The 21,246-nt window shown below is 65.6% G+C and carries 12 protein-coding genes; 10 read left to right on the top strand and 2 right to left on the bottom strand.

Annotation, left to right across the window (positions count from 1 at the left end):
* Positions 1-149: 149 nt before the first annotated feature.
* A complete protein-coding gene (locus llg_RS18100; protein ID WP_338286248.1) occupies positions 150-770 on the bottom strand; it encodes an HAD family phosphatase in 621 nt (206 codons plus the stop codon).
* Between the two features lie 80 nt (positions 771-850).
* Positions 851-2,245 carry a UTP--glucose-1-phosphate uridylyltransferase gene (locus llg_RS18105; protein WP_338286249.1) on the bottom strand — a complete coding sequence of 465 codons (1,395 nt, stop codon included), beginning with the start codon at positions 2,243-2,245 and terminating at the stop codon, positions 851-853.
* Between the two features lie 180 nt (positions 2,246-2,425).
* On the opposite strand from llg_RS18105, the gene rpoN reads away from it, so the two are divergent.
* From rpoN to llg_RS18155, 10 genes are all read left to right on the top strand, one after another.
* Complete coding sequence (gene rpoN / locus llg_RS18110; protein WP_338286250.1) at positions 2,426-3,826, top strand: RNA polymerase factor sigma-54; 1,401 nt, start codon at positions 2,426-2,428, stop codon at positions 3,824-3,826.
* 256 nt (positions 3,827-4,082) lie between these two features.
* Positions 4,083-5,123 carry an Mrp/NBP35 family ATP-binding protein gene (locus tag llg_RS18115; protein WP_338286251.1) on the top strand — a complete coding sequence of 347 codons (1,041 nt, stop codon included), beginning with the start codon at positions 4,083-4,085 and terminating at the stop codon, positions 5,121-5,123.
* A gap of 2 nt (positions 5,124-5,125) precedes the next feature.
* Entirely contained in the window at positions 5,126-5,587 is a 462-nt protein-coding gene (locus llg_RS18120; RefSeq protein ID WP_338286252.1) for a DUF3592 domain-containing protein, read from the top strand.
* Between the two features lie 161 nt (positions 5,588-5,748).
* Positions 5,749-9,024: a TIR domain-containing protein gene (locus llg_RS18125; protein WP_338286254.1), complete on the top strand. Its 3,276-nt coding sequence runs from the start codon at positions 5,749-5,751 to the stop codon at positions 9,022-9,024.
* Between the two features lie 209 nt (positions 9,025-9,233).
* The gene (locus llg_RS18130) at positions 9,234-9,650 is read left to right on the top strand and encodes a hypothetical protein (RefSeq protein ID WP_338286255.1); all 417 of its coding nucleotides are present in this window, start codon (positions 9,234-9,236) and stop codon (positions 9,648-9,650) included.
* A 77-nt stretch (positions 9,651-9,727) separates the two neighbouring features.
* The gene (locus llg_RS18135; protein ID WP_338286256.1) at positions 9,728-13,273 is read left to right on the top strand and encodes a bifunctional proline dehydrogenase/L-glutamate gamma-semialdehyde dehydrogenase; all 3,546 of its coding nucleotides are present in this window, start codon (positions 9,728-9,730) and stop codon (positions 13,271-13,273) included.
* Positions 13,274-13,509: 236 nt separating this feature from the next.
* Positions 13,510-17,493 (top strand): autotransporter-associated beta strand repeat-containing protein, encoded by a 3,984-nt coding sequence (locus llg_RS18140; protein ID WP_338286257.1) that lies wholly within the window; start codon positions 13,510-13,512, stop codon positions 17,491-17,493.
* A 183-nt stretch (positions 17,494-17,676) separates the two neighbouring features.
* Positions 17,677-18,303: a TetR/AcrR family transcriptional regulator gene (locus tag llg_RS18145; RefSeq protein WP_338286258.1), complete on the top strand. Its 627-nt coding sequence runs from the start codon at positions 17,677-17,679 to the stop codon at positions 18,301-18,303.
* Positions 18,300-19,925, top strand: coding sequence for a DHA2 family efflux MFS transporter permease subunit (locus tag llg_RS18150; protein WP_338286259.1), 1,626 nt, complete (start codon positions 18,300-18,302; stop codon positions 19,923-19,925). The genes llg_RS18145 and llg_RS18150 overlap by 4 nt, the downstream gene beginning before the upstream one ends.
* A gap of 23 nt (positions 19,926-19,948) precedes the next feature.
* A complete protein-coding gene (locus tag llg_RS18155) occupies positions 19,949-21,130 on the top strand; it encodes an HlyD family secretion protein (protein WP_338286260.1) in 1,182 nt (393 codons plus the stop codon).
* Positions 21,131-21,246 lie beyond the last annotated feature (116 nt).

Here is a 21,246-nt window from a genome sequence, read left to right on the forward strand (position 1 = left end):
AAGCGCGGTGCCTCTCTTGCAGCCCTGGAGCCTTGGTTCGGCACGGAGCCCCACCCCTTCCCCCTTTCCTGGCAGCTCCCGGTGGAAGAAACAAAAGCGGCGGGAAGCCGAAGCTGCCCGCCGTTTTCGAAATCGGTTTGTCGGAAGGCTTAGCTCCGTGCGAAGTCCATCGGCGATGGCACTGCGACGACGGCCATGCCGGCGCACTGGGCGGCCATGATGCCGGCCGGGGCGTCTTCCAGCGCGAGGCACTTCAGCGGCGAGACGCCGAGCAGCTTGGCGGCGTGGAGGTAGATGTCCGGAGCGGGCTTGCCGATCTTCACTTCATCGGCGGTGACCACTTCATCGAACCAATCGGAAACGCCGACAGCCTGGAGGGTCTTTTCGATCACCATGCGGGTGCCACCGGTCGCGATCGCCATCGGGATGTGGCGGGCCAGCAAGCTGCGGGCGAAATCGGCGACTTCCTCGATGAGGGTCAGGGTCGGCAGCTTCTTCAGGAAGGCCTCGCGCTTCGCGAGTGCCACGGACACGGGATCCAGTTTCAGGCCGTATTCGTTGTTCAGCTCCACGACGATGTCCTTCGTAGGACGGCCGCCCATGGCGTAGAATACGTCTTCCTTCAGGACGCCCTTCGCATTGTGGAGGGACATGGCTTCACACCAGGCCTCGAAATGCGCCGGCATCGAATCGACGAGGGTTCCATCGCAGTCAAAAATGACGGCATCGTAGCCGTTTTCCGGTATGTCAAGGGGGCCCACTTGCGCCATGCGGGGCCGGAGATACCCGGCCCCACGGGAAAAACAAGACCTGATAGAAGAATTTTGCGTAATTCTCCGTAATATCTTGATTACAGAACTAAACTTGTATCCGCGTAACGTCCTGCATTCAAGACTTTTGGAGCATCCGAACCACCTTGGAGGGAAACCCCGCCGGCAAATGCCACGCCGGGCTCGAAGGTGACCCGGCCCTCGATGGAAAGCGCCTTGGATTCCAGGAGCCCCGGCACCGCGCCGAGTTCATCGAGTTGGTCCACCAATTTGTAGGAATCACCCAGCGACACCACCGGCGGCACGCCCTGACGCTCCGGCGCGAGGCGCACCTGGCCGTCCTCCAGCACCTCGTAGGCGTCGGAGCGGAGCGAGAACAAATCGCCCGTGGTCTTCACCGGGGCGAAGCGGCTGCGCGGCACTTCAATGGCCGCGGAGCCTTCGAAGCACTCGATCGCCGCGCCCATGGCCACTTCGAGCTGGAGCACCGCCGGCGAGTTCTTGTCGCGCGGGTCCACCGTCTTGCGGTTGCGGATCATCGGCAGCGGCAGCACGCCGTCATCGGCGGCGAGCTGTTCCTTGAGCAGGTCGAGGCGCAGCCACAGGCTGTTGGTGTTGAAATACTGGTGGCGGTCGATGTTCTGGAAGGCATCGAGATCCGCGTCCGGGCACTGGGCCACCTCGCGCAGCAGCAGGCGGCCGTCGCTCTTGCGGCGGGCCAGGTGGCCGCCCTTGCGGTCCGCGGCGGTGCGGCGGGTGACTTCCATGAGGAAGGGGGCGCCGCTCTCGGCGAAGTAGCGCAGCAGCGAGGGATCGAGCACCGCGCCGAGGTTGTCGGAGTTCGAAACGAAGGCGTATTTCACCCCTTCCGCGAGCAGGCGGTCGAGCCAGCCGCTTCCAACAAGGGCCGGAAACAAATCGCCATGGCCCGGCGGGCACCATTCGAGGTCCGGACTGGCGGCCCATTCCACCGGTTGGAGGCTGGTGGCATCGATTTTCGGGATCTGGTTCTGGAGCAGCTCGACTTCCGAGGCTTCGGAAAACCCATCTCCTTGATAACGCTGGAGATGGGACAAGGTGCCCTCGCTGGTGCTGAAGCTGTTCATCAGCAGCAGGCGCACCGGCGCGCCCGTGCTTTCACGCAGCGACTGGACCTGGCGGACCATTAGATCGAGGAAGGTCACGCCATCGCGGACCGGCAGCAGGCTCTTCGGCCCCTGCAGGCCCATGCTGGTGCCGAGGCCACCGTTGAGCTTGATCACCACTGCTTGCGCGAGCAGCGCGGCATCGGCCGGGGCACCGGCGGCGACCACCGAGAAGTCCGGGAGGCCCTCGGCCGGGGCGATGTCGTCCTCGGCGATGAGGCCGGTTTCATTGCGGCACAGCGCGTCGTAGTTGCGGCGGAATGCACGGATCGCGGCATCGCCCATTCCGGCGGCGCGCATTTTCTGGTCGAAAGCTTCGAAAGAGGCCATGGTGGTTGGGGTTCGGCGGCCCCACGCTGGCGCGGCATCCTAGCAGCGTCACGCCCTAAAATCAGGGCGTTACAAAATCTTCCAGCCCTACGGATACCAGTGAAATCACGCAGATGGCACGAAATTTGCTGCACTTTTTCTAACTAGTGCTTCAATGGTCCTGACGCCAGAGCGCAGACCATGTCCCACGCCTCCCTCAACCAGTCCCTCTCCCAGCAGCAGACGCTTGCGCCGCAGATGCGCAAGAGCCTGGAGATCCTGCAGGCGAGCACGCTGGAGCTGACCCAACTGGTGAGGCAGTCGCTCGAGACCAACCCGGTGCTCGAGGACATCACGGAGATCGACTCGCTCGATGCCGAGGGGCCCGATCCCGAGGAGGCGGATTCGCTCGATTACCTGAACGAGACCGACGACGACTGGCGCGACCGCTCGATCATGGAGGGCCGCACGTCGCCGTGGACCTCTGAGGACGAGGAGCGCCGCCAGCGCCTCTACGACTCGATCGTGGCGCCGGAGACCCTCCAGCAGCACCTTTCCCACCAGCTCGATCTTTCGATGGTGGAGCCGTCCGTCCGCGAGGCCGGTCGCGCCCTGATCGCGAACCTCGACGAACGCGGCTTCCTTGACATGCCCGCGAAGGAGCTGGCGGTGCGGATGAACCTGAAGAACTCCGATCTCCGCGAGGCGCTGGTATTGATCCAGTCCTTCGATCCGCCCGGCGTGGGCGCGGAGAGCATCCAGGAATCGCTGCTCATCCAGCTCGACCGCGCCGGTGAGGCCGCCTCGATCGAATACAAGATCGTCCGTGACCACCTGGAGGACCTCGCCCGCAAGCGCTACCCGCAGATCGCCCGCGCGCTCGGCACCAATGTGGAGCGCATCACCGAGGCCGCGTCCCGCATCGGCCGCCTGACGCCAAATCCAGGCGGTGATTTCGACCCGACCGGCAATCCCTACATCCTGCCCGATGTGGTGATCGAACGCGATGACGACGGCGAATGGTCGGCGCGGCTGACGAACGAGTATCTGCCGAACCTGCGGATCAACGACTTCTACAAGGACATGATCGGCCGCAGCAAGACGGACGGGAAGACCCGCCAGTTCCTGCGCGATCAGATCCGGGATGGCCGCAGCCTGATCCGCTCGATCTCGCTGCGCCAGGAAACCATCCTCGCGATCGCCTACAAGCTCATCGAGCATCAGCCCGCCTTCCTCGCGAAGGGCCACCGCCACCTGCGGCCGCTGACGATGAACGACATCGCCGACCAGCTCTCGCTGCACGCCACCACCGTCTCGCGCGCCGTGGCCGGGAAATACATCCTCACGCCCCACGGGCTGATGGAAATGCGCGCCTTCTTCGCCACCGGTTATCAAACCGAAGGCGGCGAGGAGGTTTCCAATGCCGGCGTGCGCGAGGCGATCCAACAGATCATCGCCCAGGAGAACCCGTCCAAGCCGCTCTCCGACGACGCCCTGGCGAAGCAGCTCAAGGCACAGGGCATCAACGTCGCCCGCCGCACCGTGGCGAAGTACCGCGAGCAGCTCAACATCCTGCCCTCGCACCTGCGGAAGTCGTTCTGAGTTCCTGTCCAAGGAGGGAACGAGCTTCAATACGGAGTTCGGGCAGGTCCTGACAGAATGAACAAAATTATCAGAATTGACGGTGGTGCGCCGCCGCTCCATTCTCTCTTCATTTTGTTAATTCTGCAAATTCTGTTAATTCCGTCCGAGCGGGCCGTCAAAGCTCAGGGACGTAATTTCCCAACACACATTCTTCCCCTCCCCCTCGCTAAAACCGTTGCGCCCGCGCGCGCTTGGAAGAGAATCGCGGCGCGCCATGACTCCCGACTTCATCCGCGAGGCCCTCAAGCAGGTCCGCTACCCCGGCTTCTCCCGTGACATCGTTTCCTTCGGCCTCGTCAAGGACGTCCAAGTCCTGGCCGATGGCGTGCACGTCAAAATCGAGGTCCAAACCCGCGACCCCGACGTGCCGGAGAAGATCTTCAAGGACGCGCACGCCATCCTCGATGAGCTGCCGGACGTCGGCGCGGTGAAGATCGAAATCGAAATCAAGGACCCGCCCGGCCAGAACTCCGCCAGCGCCACCGGCAAGTCCTCGGTGCCCGGCGTGAAGCGCATCATCGCCGTGGCCTCCGGCAAGGGCGGCGTGGGCAAGTCCACCGTCGCCGCCAACCTCGCGGTGGCCCTTTCCAAGACCGGTGCCCGCGTCGGCCTGTGCGATTGCGACCTCTACGGTCCGTCCGTGGCCATGATGTTCGGCACCACCGAGCGCCCGATGGCGAACGAGCAGGAGGAGATCATCCCGATCGAGGCCCACGGCATCCAGCTCATGTCGATGGGCTTCCTGCTGGAAGACCGCTCGCCGGTGATCGTTCGCGGCCCGATGGCCACGCGCTACACCCAGCAGTTCCTGCGTCAGGTGGCGTGGGATCATCTCGACTACCTCATTCTCGACCTCCCGCCCGGCACCGGCGACATCCAGCTCACCATCGTCCAGACCGTGACGGTGGATGGCGCGGTGATCGTGACCACGCCACAGGAGGTCGCGCTGACCGATGCCCGCAAGGCGGTGTCGATGTTCGCCAAGGTGAACGTGCCGATCCTCGGCCTGGTGGAGAACATGGCGTGGTTCGATTGCGACCACGGCCAGCGTTACTTCCTCTTCGGCGAAGGCGGCGGCGTGCGCGAGGCGGCGAAACTCAACGTGCCGCTGCTCGGCCAGATCCCGATCAATCCCGAAACCGGCAGGCGCGGCGACCAGGGCGCGCCCGTGGCGCTGGTCCCGGCGGAGGAGCACCCGGTGTCCGCCGCCTTCCACCAGATCGCCGCGACCCTGCGCGAGCGGGTGAAGGTGTAGCCATGAGCGCCCCGTCCCTTGATCCGTCGTTCGAAAAGGCCGTTCGGCGGATCATGCGATGCTTCGGCATCGCCGTTCTCTGCGCGCCGGGCATCTGGCTCGCGCGCACGCAGTGGTTCATTTCCCACGCGGAACCGACCGTTGCTACCATTGTGGCCTTGGAGAAAGGCGGTAAAGGCAACTCACTTTATCCGGTGTTTGAATTCGATTCACCATCCGGCACGGTTCATCGCAAACGATCGTCCACCGCCTGTGGTTCAAGGGAATTTCAAGTAGGCGATCCGGTCGGGGTGCTCTATGATCCTCGGGATCCGACCAGAAGCGCGATCCAATCCCCGGCTCAGATCTGGAGCGTTCCCATTATCACGGCGATCTGGTTTATTGGAGTCGGGACGTTCATTTTGAGGGCCGCAGGCAAAAGGCGGGCACCATCAAGCCCAACACCGAAGGAGACCACGGCCTGAATCGCTATTCAATCAAGGTCTCTTCCGCATCTTGCCCCCTGCCCGCGTGCTGGATCTGGGCGCCTGTCCGATGACAGTTGGGGCTGCCCCCCGCTTGGAAACTCCCCCGCCCTTCCCAATGGACGGAATCCGGTGCCCTTGCTAACCACGGGCACCCCCGAATGGATACCGAAGCCAACGTGCGCCGCTACTGGGCGTTCATCAGCTACAGCCACGCCGACAAGGCATGGGCCGATTGGCTCCACAAGTCGCTCGAGCGCTACCCGATGCCCCGCGACCTGGTCGGCAAGCCGACCCCGGCCGACGATCCGGTGCCGAAGCGATTCACTCCCGTTTTCCGCGACCGCGAGGAGCTGCCCACCGCCACCGATCTCGGTGCGGTGATCGCCAGGGCCCTGCAGGCCGCCCGGTTCCTGGTGGTGATCTGTTCCCCGCGCAGCGCGAAGTCGCAGTGGGTCGAGCAGGAGATCATCGCCTACAAGCGGCTCCACGGGGAAAGCCGCGTGCTGTGCCTGATCGTCGATGGCGAGCCGTGGGCCAGCGAGGGCAAACCCGGAGTCGATCCCGACGACGAATGCTTTCCCCGCGCCGTGCGTTACCGCCTCGGCGCGGATGGCGAACTCTCCGACGTTCGCACCGAACCGATCGCCGCCGACGCGCGCGAGGGCAAGGACGGCAAACAGAACGCGGTCATCAAGCTGATGGCCGGATTGCTCGGCGTCGGCTTCGATGACCTGCGCCGCCGTGAACAGGAATACCAGCGGCGGCGGGTGCGGATCTTCCGCGCGCTCACCTCGCTGTTCGCGCTGCTGTTCGTCGCCGCCGTGTCGGCCGCGGCCTATGCGGTGATCCAGAAGCAGAAGGTCCAGCAGACCCTCAGCCAGGCCGATCTCCAGCTCGCCCTGATCGCACGCGACAATGACGAGGTTTCGCAAAGCGCCGCCTATCTCGCGCGCTCGCTGCGTTCCGATCCTGCCAACCGCGAGGCGGCGGTGGCGGCGTATTCCCTCCTCGCCCATCGCAAGCACCACGCTCCGGTGGGCCCGGCCCTGCGCCACGCCGATGCGGTGTGGGCCGCGGTGGCATCCGCGGACGGACAATCGCTCGCCACCGCCGCCGGTCGAGAAGTCTACCTGTGGTCGCGCAAGGACCATCATCTGGTCACGAAAATCACGCCAGACGGCAGCACCGTGGGATCCCTGGCGCTCAACCCGGATGGCAAGGGGTTCCTGGCGGGCACCCACGCGGGCAAGATCCACCGGTTTTCGTTCGATGGCGCCACCACCGATCCCATCGTCACCGGCACCGATCCGGTGGTGCAGGTGGTGTGGAGCCCGAAGGGCGATCAACTCGCGGTCTCCGTGACCGGCGACAATCCCGGTGCGAATGGCGGCACCGTCTTGCGGCTATCCGCGGAGGGAAAGGAACTCGAACGCATCCCGGCCCCGAAGCTCATCCCGCAACTCCTCGCGTGGTCGCCCGATGGTTCCCGCATCGCCGCCGCCGGGCCGTCGCCGTTCGTGCTGCTGGCCACGCTGGAGGGCAACAGCACCGCCATCCGTTACCTGAAATCGAAGCTCGCGGTGGGCGGGCTGCGGTTCACCGCGCCGGACAAGCTCCTGACCGTGGATGTGTTCACCGGCGTGCAGGCGTGGGACTTGGCGAAGGCCCCCCCGGAGGAACCGCGCTCGCTCGCTCCGAGCGTTTCCGCCGCGGTGTTCTCTCCGGACGGCCGGTCGTTCGTGGGAACCCGCCGCGGGCTGGCTGCCTACGTCTACGATAGTAGCTCCGGAAAAATCGCCACCGAGGCGATCTCGCCGGGCTTCACGATTTCCAAGGCCACCTGGCTGGACGATTCCCACGTGCTGGTGGCCGGAGAGAACGGTCTTGCCCAGGTCCGCCGCATCCGGGACGCCACCCCGCCGCTGGCCAGTCTCTGCGTGCCGGACGCCTATCCCGAGGTCACCGCCCTCCATCCGGACGGCGTCATCGTCGCCGCGGCCTACACCGAGGACTCGCTGGTGCGGTTCTTCGACACCCGCACGCTGGAACCGGTGGGGCGTCCCGTGCGCTTTCCCTCGAAGGTGTTGTCGCTCGGGTTCTCCGACGATGGCAAGACGCTCAGTGCCCTCGGTTGGGACGGCCACCTGCACCGGACCGACTGGCAACACGCGGTGAAGATCGAGTCCGGCACCGATGCCATCCTTCCGGCCACCACCTCGTCGTATTCGAAGGCCACCACCAGCCAGCTAGCGCCGAAGGGTAACTTGCTCGCGGTTCCCAGCGAACGCACGGTCGTGCTCGCGGATCTCACCACTGGAAACATCAAGACCACCCTCACCTTTGACCGCAAGGTGGCCTGCCTCGCGTGGTCCGCGGATGGCACCCTGTTGGTCGCCCGCGAGGACCAATTGCTGTCCTTCCACCGTGCCGATGGCTCCGCCGCTCCGCAACGCCCGACCATCCGCCTCAATGCCCCGGCGCTCGAACTCGCGGATGCCGGGGATCGGGTGGCGGTGCTTTCGAACGCGGACCGGATCGATTTCTTCGACACCCGCAGCGGCACACCCATCGGCACCGGCTTCCAGGCCGGACCGAGCACTGGCAACATCCAGTGGAGCGAGGGCAACGAGTGGCTCGTCACCGGCGACATGGATGGCGTCGTGAAATTGTGGGACCCCGTCTCCGGCCAAGCCATCGGTCGCCTGCCCCAGCACGGCCAGATCTGGCACGGCTGCCTCCGCTTGCCGGGGCGCTCCGCCCTGCTGCTGAAGCAAACCGAGTTCCTCTCGGTCGTGCCAATGCTCCCCGCGGGCCGGGTGCCGGACTGGGTGCCTTCGTTCCTGGAAGCCTTCTGCGGTGGCCGTCTCGCTTCGAAGGACGACCACGCCCTGCTCGATGTCGATGCCTGGCGTTCCTCCAAGGCCATGCCGGAAGCCGGTGAGACCGGACCATGGGCGGACCTCCACGCCTGGCTCATCGCTGGTGCCGCGGAGCGCTCCGTGGCTCCGGGCATCGCCTTTTCCGAGGCACGGAACCGCGAGCACCTCGAACAACTGGAGACCTCCGAAAGCCTGCTTCATCTCCAGAAGCTCATCCAGGAGGAATGGAACACCAACAACCTCCCGCGCATGCAGCGGGCCGCAGATCTGCTGGAGGACGCCATCAAGCTCGCCCCCGCGAACGTTCCAAACCGCAAGGTGAAGGTCGCCATGGCCCAGGCCACGGACAAGCCTCAGCTCGTGCTTGACGCCTGGCTCGGTCTCGCCGCCGCGGGCGATGCCACGCTGATCGACCTCCTCGATGCCAAGGTGGAGGCCGCGAAGGCCTGCCTGCAATTGAAGCCGCCGCATCTCGATCAAGCCAAGGCGTTGATCGCGGAAGTTTTGAAGGAAAATCCCGATCACTCCGGAGCCAAGGCATGGCACGCGGAGTGATGGGCAAGGAGTTGAGGCTTCAGCCGAGGAGGGTCTTCAGAGGGAGGCGGAGGCTGGAGAGATATTAGCCGCAAAAAGGCGCAAGAATGGCGCAAAAGGGAGAAGCTCCGTCCGCCCTGAAGACCCTCCTCGGCGAAAGCCTCAACTCCTCCAAACGAGCCTCCCCTTTCCAACTGCACCCGTCCCCTGCCCTGCTATCCTGCAGGCAAATGAAAACGCGCATGGCGGGATTGCGGACCGAGCAATCCAGCACCGTGATGAAACTGGCGCTGCTGAAGCGGAAGCTGGCGCGCCTCGACCGCGAGTGGATCCGCTTCCGCGAGGCGGCCCTTGTCCGGGACTCGAACGGCGGTCGTGAACCGTCCGCCTTCAAATGCGTGCTCGCCGCCGGGGCGATGACCCTGCTCGGCCTGCTCGTCGCCGGAGTCCCGTGGCTGGCCGCCGCGTTCGTCGCGAGGACCGCCCTGTTGGTCATCACGGCCATCGGCATGGCCATCCTTTGCATCGGCTGGCACCGGCTCACCGAGGGGCTGTCGAAGACTTCCCGCTTCAACCGCCAGCGCCGCCGATACCAGACCCGCCGCCGCGAGATCGTGGCCCTGATCCGGCACGAGCAATCGCGGTGAAAAAAGCGAACGGGTTTGCCGCATTCCGCGCATGTTTCGCGGCAAACGGTCAAGACACGGGTGCGATCTTATAGATGATGAGCATCCAATCCGTTCGTGACCGGCTGAGCCGGGTGAAGAAGCAGAAGATCGACGACCAGGCCCTGGCCACCGAGGCCGTGGAGCTCGCCGCCGATCTTCTGGATTCGGCCAAAAACGAACAACGGATCTCCGAACGCCGCCAGGCCGCCCAGATGGCCCGCATGATGGTCGATCCGGCCGGAAAGGCGTTCACGCTGGCAATGGCCGACCAGGTGTTCCGCCCGCCGACGCATTCGCGCTCCGCGGCGCAGTTCCGCTACCTCGTCGAGGGCTATGGCGTGCCGCACTACCTCTCCATGCCGGAGCGCGTGGCGATGAAGGCCGGGGCCACCTTTTCGGCGGTCGCGCCGGACATCGTGATGCCCGCCGTGACCGGCGCCATGCGCGCCCAGAGCGCCTCGGTGATCCTTCCCGCCGAGGATGACAAGCTGAAGCCGCTGCTCGCCCGCCGCAAGCAGGCCGGCATGCGCATGAACCTTAACCAGCTCGGAGAGGCCATCCTCGGCGAAGGCGAGGCCGCCCACCGCATCCAGGCCGTCATCGACCGCCTGAAGTCGCCGGACTGCGACTACCTCTCCGTGAAGATCTCCGCGATCTTCTCCCAGATCCACCTTGTCGGCGAACAGGAAACGCTGGCCCGCATCACCGAGCGCCTGCGCGAACTCTATCGCGTGGCGATCCAGAATCCGATCAACGGCAGGCCGAAGTTCGTGAACCTGGACATGGAGGAATACCGCGACCTCCACCTCACCTGCGATGCCTTCCGCACCGTGCTCGATGAGCCGGAGTTCATGAAACTGGAGGCCGGCATCGTGCTCCAGGCCTACCTGCCGGATTCCTGGCCGGTGCAGAAGGACCTCATCGCTTGGGCGAAGGACCGCGTGGCTCGCGGCGGCGCGGGCATCAAGATCCGCATCGTGAAGGGCGCGAACCTCGCCATGGAAAGCGTGGAGGCCGAGCTGCACGATTGGCCGCTGGCCCCCTACGATTCGAAGGAGGAGGTGGACGCGAACTTCAAGCGCATGGTCCACGAGGCCTGCAAGCCGGAGACCGCGAAGTACGTCCGCCACGGCGTGGCCAGCCACAACCTTTTCGACATCGCCTACACCCTGCTGCTGCGCGCCCGTGAGGGCACCGAGGACAAGGTCGAGTTCGAGATGCTGGAAGGCATGGCGAACCACCAGGCCCGTGCCGTGCACGAGGTCGCGGGTGGCCTGCTGCTCTACGCCCCGGTGGTGAACCGCGAGGACTTCCACAGCGCCATCGCCTACCTCGTCCGCCGCCTCGATGAGAACACCTCCGAGGAAAACTTCCTCCACGACCTCTTCGACATCGCGCCGGGCAATGCCGCCTGGAAGCGCCAGGAACAGCGCTTCCTCCGCGCCTGCGCCCGCAAGGACACCGTGCTCGCCGGGCCGAAACGCCACCAGAACCGCGCCACCGAGCACACCGATCCGCTGCCGGTGGATGCGCCCTTCCACAACGCCGACGACACCGACTATTCGCTGCCGCAGAACCGCAAGTGGATCCGCGAGACCATCGATGCCGCGCGTGGTGCCGCCATCGCGGACATCCCGCTGGTGATCGCGGGCAAGGAGGAAGCCGGTGCTTCCCTGGCCATCGGCCGCGATCCATCGCGCCCCGGCGTCGACGCCTACCGCCACGCGCTGGCGGGCCCGGAGCAGGTCGAACGGGCGTTGCAAGCCGCCGTTGCCTCCCGCGCCTCCTGGCAGGCGCTCGGCTACGAAGGCCGCGCCGCGCTGCTGCGCCAGGTCGCCGCGGAAGTGGCGAACGCCCGCGGTCTGGCGACCTCGACCATGATGCTCGATGGCGGCAAGGCGGTGACCGAGTCCGACGGCGAGATCTCGGAAGCGATCGATTTCGCGAACTACTATGCGCGTGGTTTTTCCACCGCCGGTTTCGACGATGGCTCGGAGTTCGAGCCCTTCGGCACCGTGCTGGTCACACCGCCGTGGAACTTCCCCTTCGCCATCCCGCTCGGCAGCGTGCTGGCCGCGCTGATCGGCGGTAACACCGTCATCTTCAAGCCCGCCCCGGAAACCGTCCTCACCGGCTGGGTGATGATCAACTGCCTGTGGCGCGCCGGCATCCCGAAGGACGTGCTCCAGTTCGTCCCCTGCCCGGACAACGAGATCGGCAAGTCGCTCGTGACCGACGACCGCATCGGCGCGGTCATCCTCACCGGTGCGTATGAAACGGCGCGCATGTTCCTCGATTGGAAGCCGTCGCTCCGCCTCTTCGCGGAGACCAGCGGCAAGAACTCGCTGGTGGTCACCGCCGCCGCCGATCCGGACCAGGCCGTGAAGGACCTCGTGAAGAGCGCCTTCGGCCACGCCGGCCAGAAATGTTCCGCCGCCTCGCTCGGGATCATCGAGGCAGAAGTCTACGACAACCCCGGCTTCCGCAAGCAGCTCAAGGATGCCGCCAGTTCATTGCGCGTCGCAGGCTCCTGGCATCTCGATTCCATCGTTACCCCGGTGATCCGCGAGCCGGGCGCGGAATTGCAGCGCGCCCTCACCACGCTGGAGCCCGGCGAGGAGTGGCTGCTGGAACCGGAGATGATCGATGGCAACCCGTGCCTGTGGTCGCCCGGCATCAAGCTCGGCGTGGATCCGCACGGCTGGTTCCGCCGCACCGAGTGCTTCGGCCCGGTGCTCGGCCTGATCCGCGCCAATGACGTGAAGCACGCCATCCGCATCCAGAACGATTCCAACTTCGCGCTCACCGGCGGCATCAGCTCGCTGGACGACCGCGAGATCGACCTGTGGCGCGAGAACGTGGAGGTGGGCAATGCCTACATCAACCGCCCGATCACCGGGGCCATCGTCCAGCGCCAACCCTTCGGCGGCTGGAAGCGCTCGTGCTTCGGCCCGGGCTCGAAGGCCGGTGGCCCGAACTACTGCCAGCTCTTCGGCACCTGGACCAATGCCAGCCTGCCCCAGCAGGTCGCCGCGCCCGCCAGCGCCGCCGCCGGGCTGTTGGAGAAACTCGTCGAGCTGCTGCCTGCCAGCGCCGCCGAGCTCACCGCCGCCTCCGGCAGCGATGCCTTCTGGAACGCTGCGGAGTTCTCGAAGAGCCACGATCCCAGCGGCTTGCGTTTCGAGTCGAACATCTTCCGCTACCGGAAGTTCAAGCGGGCGCTGATCCGCATCAGTGAAAAGACCACCGATGCCGAGCTGGCGCGCCTGCTGCTCGTCACCGCCGCGATGGGCATCCCGGCCAGCATTTCGATGGCGGACCCGCGGGGCTGGGTTGGAGGTCTCGGCTACGAAACCATCGTGGAATCCGAAGCAGCCCTGGCCGCCCGGCTGGGTGGAATCGCCGGTGAATTCGGGGTCCTGCGCGCTCCAAGTGCCTCAGCCTCCTTGAAATCCGCAGCCATCGCCGCGGGCCTCCGCTGGGCCGATGGACACGTTCTCTACAACGCCCGGCTCGAGTGGCCGGCATGGCTCCGCGAGCAGGCGGTTTCCGAAACGCGTCATCGCTACGGAAACCTCTTGCCGAAGCCGTCGGAATTGTAGAATTGAACTCCGCTCCTGCCGCGCATCGCCATCGGGAAATCCGGGGGGAGAACTCGATGGTCGCGCGGTGGGGGCACTGGTCATCCTTCCCTCCCTGAGGGGGAAGCCGATGCCCGTGGCAGAAGTGGTGCCGCGGAAAACAACTTTCGACGGTCAGGTTTTCGACCGGGACGGAATTGGAAGCAAGCGGCCTCCGGCATCCGGGGGCTGCGTTATTGCAACGTCCCAAGAACCGCATGAAACCCCGTCGCTTCCTCCTCCCTCTCATCGTATCCCTCTCCGTCACCGGCATCGCCGCGGCCGCCAGCTTCACCTGGTCGAGCGGTGTGAACGCCGATTGGAACACCAACAACTGGGGAGGTGGCTTCCCGAACACCCCCGGTGATGTGGCGCAATACACCAGCACCACCACCAATGCGACCACCGCGCTGCCCACCAATGTCACCGTGGGCCAGCTCCAGGGCAATGACCCCGGCAAGCTCTGGATCATCAACCCCGCCGGCGGCGCGCTGACCCTCGACAATACCGGCGGCACCGCCAACGTCTTCACCAACAACAATGCGGCCATCAGCTCGACCGGAGCCGCCGCCGATGGCGAAACCATCCGCGTCGTGGCCGCCGTCAACCTGGCCAACACCGACCTCGATGTTGGCACGACCAATGGTGGCATGACCGTGAGCGGCCCGATCACCGCCAGCGCCAATCAAACCCTCACGTTCCGGAACAACTCCAGCGTCGCCAGCCGCCACATCGTCGTCAGCGGTTCCATCGGTCTCACCGGCACTGGCAACATCGCGCTGGTGAACTCCAGCACCCGCGCCACCGACGCGCCGTCCGGCGCGAATCCCTCCGGCGTGCTGCTTTCGGGAATCCTCGGCACCCGTGTCACCGGCATCACCCACAACAGCCCTGGCGGCCTTTTCCTCACCGGCGTCAATAGCTTCACCGGCGCGGTGTCCATCGCCAGCGCCAGCACCTCAGGCCTGCTCGGTATCGCCACCGACTCCGCCCTCGGTGCCTCCACGAACACCGTCACACTGAACAACGGGATTCTCTCCAACATCCTCATCAACTCGACCTCCAGCGCCTTCAGCGGCGGCACCAACCTCGACCTGCCCGCCTCGCGCTCCATCACGCTCGGCAGCAATGGCGGAGGAATCCGCAACGCCTTCAGCAAGGTGATCACGATCAACGGCGTGATCGACGGCACCGGCAAGCTCGACCGCACCGATGGCGGCACCGTCGTCCTGAACGGACTGAACACCTACACCGGTGTCACCACCCTGTTGGCGGGCACCACCCGCGTTTCCGCCCTCAACAACGGCGGCACGCCCGGCAACCTCGGGGCCGCCTCGAATGCCGCGGCGAACCTGGTCTTCGGAGCGGCCAGCACCCTCCAATACACCGGCACCACCGCCTCGACCGACCGCGGGTTCACCCTCGCCACCGGGGTGGCCGGGACCTTCGACATCCTCCGCAGCGAAACCAACCTCACCCTCAGCGGCGGCATCCCCGCCGGCACCGGCGCGCTCAACAAGAATGGCGGCGGCACGCTGACACTCTCCGGAGCCAGCGCCTACACCGGCACCACCACGGTGAACCTGGGCACGCTCGCGCTCACCGGTACGCTGACGTCCAACCTGCTCATTGGCGGTGCCACCCTCACCGGCACCGGCACCACCACCGGCACCATCACGTTCAACAACGTCGCCGGTGCAGGTATCCTCGCGAGCACCACCGGCAACAACGCCGTGCAGGGCTCCAACCTCGTGCTCAATGGCACCACCGACATCTACACCAGCCAGCTCGGCGATTTCACCACCGCCACCGGCAGCGGCCCCGTCAAGGTGCTGCGCTACACCGGCACCCAATCCGGCGCGGGAGCCTTCATCGCGCAGACCAATTTCCGCAGCGGCTTGCTGACGAACTCCGCCGGCCTCGTTTCGCTCGAATACAAGGCCGAGGCGAAAGCCTGGAGCGCCACCACCGGCGGCGTATGGGACGTCAACACCACCACGCCGTGGACCGGCACCGCGGACTCCCTCTTCTTCTGGGGTGACTCCGTGGCCTTCGGCGACACCGCCGTCGATCAGACGGTGACCTTGACCGGCAATCTCGCGCCTTCCGCGATCACCGTTTCCAACTCCGCGAACACCTACACCTTTTCCGGGACCGGCGGCATCCGCGGCGCCACCTCGCTGGTCAAATCCGGCGCGGGCACCCTGGCGCTGAACAACACCGCCAGCACCTTCACCGGTGGGGTGATCATCTCCTCCGGCACCGTCACCACCACCGTGGCCTCGGGAGCAGCCTTCGGAAACGGTTCGATCACCCTCGGCGACGCCAACACCCTGGCGAACGCGACCTCGCTGCTCTACACCGGCACCGCCACCGGCCAGAGCATGGCGAAATCGATCGTGGTCAGTTCGCTCGGCACCGGCACCGTGACCATCGGCAGCGGTCCCACCGCGGGCGACAGCCTCACCTACAACGGCATTTTCCTGAACCGCGCGACCACCCTGAGGAACGGCGCGACCGCCAGCAACCGCGTCAACTTCCGCGGCCTCACCGGCAATGTCGGCACGCTGACGATCGCAGCCCCGACCACCGCGGGCAACCGCGTCGTCTTCGAACTCGCGGACAACACCTTCACCGGTGACCTCGTCATCGCCTCCGCGGCCACCCTGCAACTCGGAGCCGCGGGAGCCGTGGCGGACACCATCCCGGATGCGTCCAACGTGACCGTCAACGGCACCTTGAACCTGTCCTTCAGCAGCGTCGGCGAAACCATCAACGCCCTCAGCGGCTCCGGTGCCATCGGCACCAACAGCTCGACCAACAACACCCTCACCATCGGCTCGGCCAACGGTGGCGGAAACTTCTCCGGCCAGCTCACCCAGGGCGGCACCGGCAGTCCCGCGCTCGCCATCCGCAAGGTCGGCACCGGCAACCAGACCTTCTCCGGCACCGGTGCGGCCAACAACTACAGCGGCGGCACCACCGTCGATGGCGGCACGCTCACGCTGTCGAAGAACGCGGGCTTCGGCAACTCCACCGGCGCGGTGGGCAACGGCACGCTGACGATCAATCCCGGAGCCACTGTCACCACCACGGTGCCCTTCGCGATCGATGGCCGGGCCACCGCCAGCACCCGAGTGGTCAATGTGAATGGCGGCACGCTCAACCTGTCAGGCTCCGAATACGTCCAGACTTGGAACCTCACCGGCGGAACGATCAACGCGCCCACGAACACCAACGACTACCTGCGTGCTTCCAGCGGCGGTCTGGTCATCAACGCCCTGGCTTCTCCCGTCACGTCGAAGATCAACAACCGCATGGACCTAACCTTCGCCAACCTCACGGTGGACACCGCCAACGGCGCGGCCGCGGTCGATCTGGAGTTCACCGGTTTACTCGCCCAGAACAGCGGCGCGGGATCGGGCGCACGGACCCTGACCAAGACCGGCACCGGCACGCTCAAGATCTCCGGCTCCTATAGCTACACCGGTGACACCACCGTGAACGCCGGCACCCTGAGCCTCACCACCGCCACCCTCTCCAACACCGCGAACGTGAACCTCGGCAGCGCCGCCGTCCTCGATCTCCCGCACGGGGCCGAGGACACGGTGAACCAGCTTTACATCAACGGTGTCCTGCAGATCGCTGGCACCTGGGGAGCCACCGGCTCCGGCGCGACCCACATCGACGACGCCCACTTCACCGGCACCGGCCGCATCAAGGCCACCACCGGAGCCACCGGTTACCAGGCCTGGGCGTTCGACAAGGGCCTGACCGCGGGCAACAACGCCACCTCCGCCGATCCCGATGGCGACGGCCTGAACAACCTCGGCGAGTTCGCCTTCAATGAAGGCCCGCTCAGCGGTTCCACCGGTGGCCGGATCGTCACGAGAATCGCCACCGTCAACACGGTTCCCGCCCTGACCATCACCCTCCCAGTGCGGAACGGCGCCACCTTCAGCGGCGGCACGGAACTCGTGTCCGGCACGGTGGACGGCGCGATCTATCACATCCAGGGCAGCCTCGATCTCGCCACCTGGGACCTCGTCGTCAGCGAAGTGCCCGCCGGGGATCTGCCAGGCGTGCAGCTCAATATCGACCCGCCCGAAACCGGATGGACCAACCGCTCGTTCTACCTCCGCGATGTCGAGCCGCCGTTTCCGGCCCGCGCCTTCATCCGGGCGAAGGTCAGCGAACCCTAATTTCCGGCCCCGGTTGCCACCCGCCACCAAAAGCACCTCGGAGCAATCCGGGGTGCTTTTTCCGTTTGAACTCCGCTCGCCACCCGCAGCCCCCTACGTAGGAATCCCCCGTGCCGTCCGGAATTTCCACTTGAGACCGGGCCGCATCGGGCGCACGAATGCAAGCAACCACTTGCATACATCATGCCTGCCCGCACCCCAGCCCCGGACCGCCGCAAGGCCACCGCGTCGGAACGACTCGTGGAGGCCGCCGCCACCGTGTTCGCCCGCGATGGACTGAGCAGCGCCACCACCCGCGAGATCGCCCGCACCGCCGGGGTCAACGAGGTGACCTTGTTCCGGAACTTCCAGACCAAGCAGAACCTGCTCGCCGCGGTTCTCGAAAAGGCCTTCGAGCGGAAGTCCAATCCCCTCGCCGAGAAGTTCGACACCCTGCCGGAAGGCACGCCGTTGCGCGAACTCATCACCGCTTTCGCCGAGGCGGACCATGCCAGCCTGAAGCAGAACGTCTCGCTGATGCGCGTGCTCGTCGGTGAAATCCAGAAGTTCGAGGAGCACGAGATGAAGGTGCTCCGCGCGATTTTCCGTCCGCGCCGTGACGAACTCACCAAGCGCCTCCGCGACGCGCAGGCCCGTGGCGAGGTGCTCGCGGACGTCGATCCGATGATCGTGGTCGACCAGCTCGTCGGCATGATTTTCACCCACGTCCTGAGGTCCGATTGTCCCTTCAAGCTGGAGTACAAGCAGGACCATTACATCCGCGCCTGCGTCGATCTCATCGTGCGCGGCATTTCCGCTTCCCCGAAATGAGCGCGGCCGCCGCCACCCTCTATGGCTCCGATCCGGAGCAGCTCAGCCCGCTCGCGGTGCGCCTTTTGAACAAGGGCCTGCTGAAATGGGTGATCGCGCTCGCCGCCTCGCTCGGCGCGATCCTCGAGGTGATCGACACCGTGATCACCAACGTCGCCCTGCCCGACATCCGCGGCAACCTCGGCGCGACCCTCTCCGAGGCCGGCTGGATCTCCACCAGCTACGCCTGCGCGAACGTGGTCATCATTCCCCTCTCCGCCTGGCTCGGCCATCGCTTCGGCCGCCGCAATTATTTCGTCTTCTCGTTGATCGGCTTCACCTTGGCCTCGCTGCTGTGCGGCGTTTCGAACAGCCTCGGCATGCTGATCTTCGCCCGTGTGTTGCAGGGCATCGCCGGTGGCGGCCTGCTCGCGAAGGCGCAGTCGATCGTCTTTGAAACCTTCTCGCCGAAGGAGCGCCCGCTGGCCCAAGCGATCTTCGGGCTCGGCGTGATCGTCGGTCCCGCCATTGGTCCGGTGCTCGGTGGATGGCTCACCGACAACATGGGCTGGCGCTGGATCTTCTTCATCAACCTGCCGCTCGGCGTGCTCGCGGTGCTGATGTGCACCACCTTCATGCCCGCCGACCGACCGGAGGAAATCAACCGCACCGGCAAGGTGGACTGGACCGGCATCGGCCTGCTCGCCATCGGCCTCGCGTGCTTCCAGTTGTTCTTGGAAGAGGGCCAGCAGGACGATTGGTTCGAGTCCCGCTTCATCCTCACCGTCGCCATCGCCAGCGTGATCGGCATCGCCCTCTTCATCTGGCGGGAACTCACCACCGAGCACCCCGCGGTGGACCTGCGCGTGCTGCGCTACCGCTCGATGATCGGCGGCAGCCTCTACTCCGCCGTGCTCGGCATGGGCCTCTACGGCATCATGTTCGCCGTGCCGATCTTCGTGCAGGACTACCTCCACTACACTGCGCTCCAGAGCGGTCTCATCCTGGTGCCCGGCGCGATCGCTTCCGCCACCATGATGATGATGTATGGCAAGATCGGCAACAAGGTCTCGCCGCGCGTGATGATCTTCTTCGGCGCGATCCTCACCAGCCTCACCGGTGTCCTACTGATGGACATCAATCCGGATACCGGCACCAAGCAGTTGTTCTGGCCGCTGATTGCCCGTGGTTTCGGCAGCGTGATGATGTTCATGCCGCTGAGCATCGCGACGTTGGGGCCGCTCGACAAGAAGGACATCGCCGCCGGGTCCGGCTTCTACAGCCTCACTCGCCAGCTCGGCAGCAGCATCGGCATCGCGCTGATCACCACCCTGCTCGCCCGCCGCGAGGCCTTGCACCGATCGGTGTTGGTCGAACGCATTTCCGACTTCCGCCCGCAGGTCGGCGAACGTGTCGATCTCCTCACCAATGCCTTCGCCGCGCACTCCGGCAGCAAGCAGGTCGCCCACGACCAGGCGATGGGCCTGCTCGACCGCATCGTCTCCGGCCAGGCCCTGCTCCAGTCCTACGAGGACATCTTCACCTACGTCGCGGCGCTCTTCATCTTCACGCTTCCCCTCCTGTTCTTCCTCGGCGGCAAGCCGAACAAGAACGCGGGCGATGCCGCCGCGGCTGCCCACTGAACCCCTTTCCCATTTGTCCCGTCATGTCCGATCAATCGTCCCCTCCATCCGAAGAAACCTGCGGGGAATCCGGCATCCTGCCCGACGACCTCGCGAACGGCACCGCCGGTCCCGCCCCTGCTCCCGTGAAAAAGAAACGCAGCCTGCTTTCCCGCCTCGTCACCCTCGGCATCCTCACCGGTGGCGTAGCCTGGCTTGTCCATTTCGTGCACGAGTCGATCTCCTTCGAGAAAACCGAGGACGCCTACATCACCGGCCACATCCACCGCATCAGCCCCGGCGTCGGTGGCCCCGTGACCAAGGTCCTCGTCGATGAAAACGAACCGGTGAAGGCCGGACAGGTGCTCGCCGAGATCGATCCGCTCGAGTTCGACATCCTGCGCCAGAAGATCGAGGCCGCGAAGGCCCAGTCGATCGCCCGCGAAGCCCAGGCGAAGGCCGCGCTCGACCAGGCCAAGGCCGAGTCCCTCCAGGCCGGTGCCCAGATCGCCAGCGCCGACGCGCAGGTGAAGCAGATCGAAGCCCAGCTCGATCTCGCGAACATCAACTACAACCGCAACCGCAACCTCTCCCGCGGTGACACCCGCGCCGTGTCGGAGGCGGAACTCGACACCACCCGCGGCATCGTCGCCTCCACCACCGCCACCCTCGATGGAGCGAAGGCCGCGCTCGTCGCCTCCGAGGCAAAGAAGAAGACCAGCGAGGCCGCCATCGAAGCCGCCGCCGCCGAGATCCAGGCCGCCAAAGCCAACACCGACGCCCAGGTCGCCGCGCTCCGCGATGCCCAGCGCCAATACGATTACACGAAGATCGTCGCGCCCGCCGATGGCTACGTAGGCAACAAGAACATCGAAACCGGCAACCGCATCCAGGCCGGGCAACCGGTGTTCGCGCTCGTCGAAAACGACGTGTGGGTGGTCGCCAACTTCAAGGAAACGCAGCTCAAGTCGATGAAGCCCGGCCAGGAGGTCGAGGTCAGCGTTGACGCGCTGGATGGCAGGACGTTCAAAGGCAAGATCGACAGCATCTCCCCGTCCACCGGTGCCCAGTTCGCGCTGCTGCCGCCGGACAACGCCACCGGCAACTTCACCAAGGTCGTCCAGCGCGTGCCGGTGAAGATCGTCTTCGATGCCGACTCCATCAAGGGCTTCGAGGACACACTTCGCCCCGGCCTCTCCACCGTCATCAAGGTGAAGGTGAAGTGATCGGTTTCTGCGTAGCTGCACTGGTGACAGTGCAGGTTGGGTAAAGTTACCCTCGCCCATGCAACCCCGATTTCGATTGGCGCTGCAACCGGAGGCCTGACGACGTTTCAAATGAA

The sequence above is a fragment of the Luteolibacter sp. LG18 genome, from assembly GCF_036322585.1.
Lineage (GTDB): Bacteria > Verrucomicrobiota > Verrucomicrobiia > Verrucomicrobiales > Akkermansiaceae > Luteolibacter.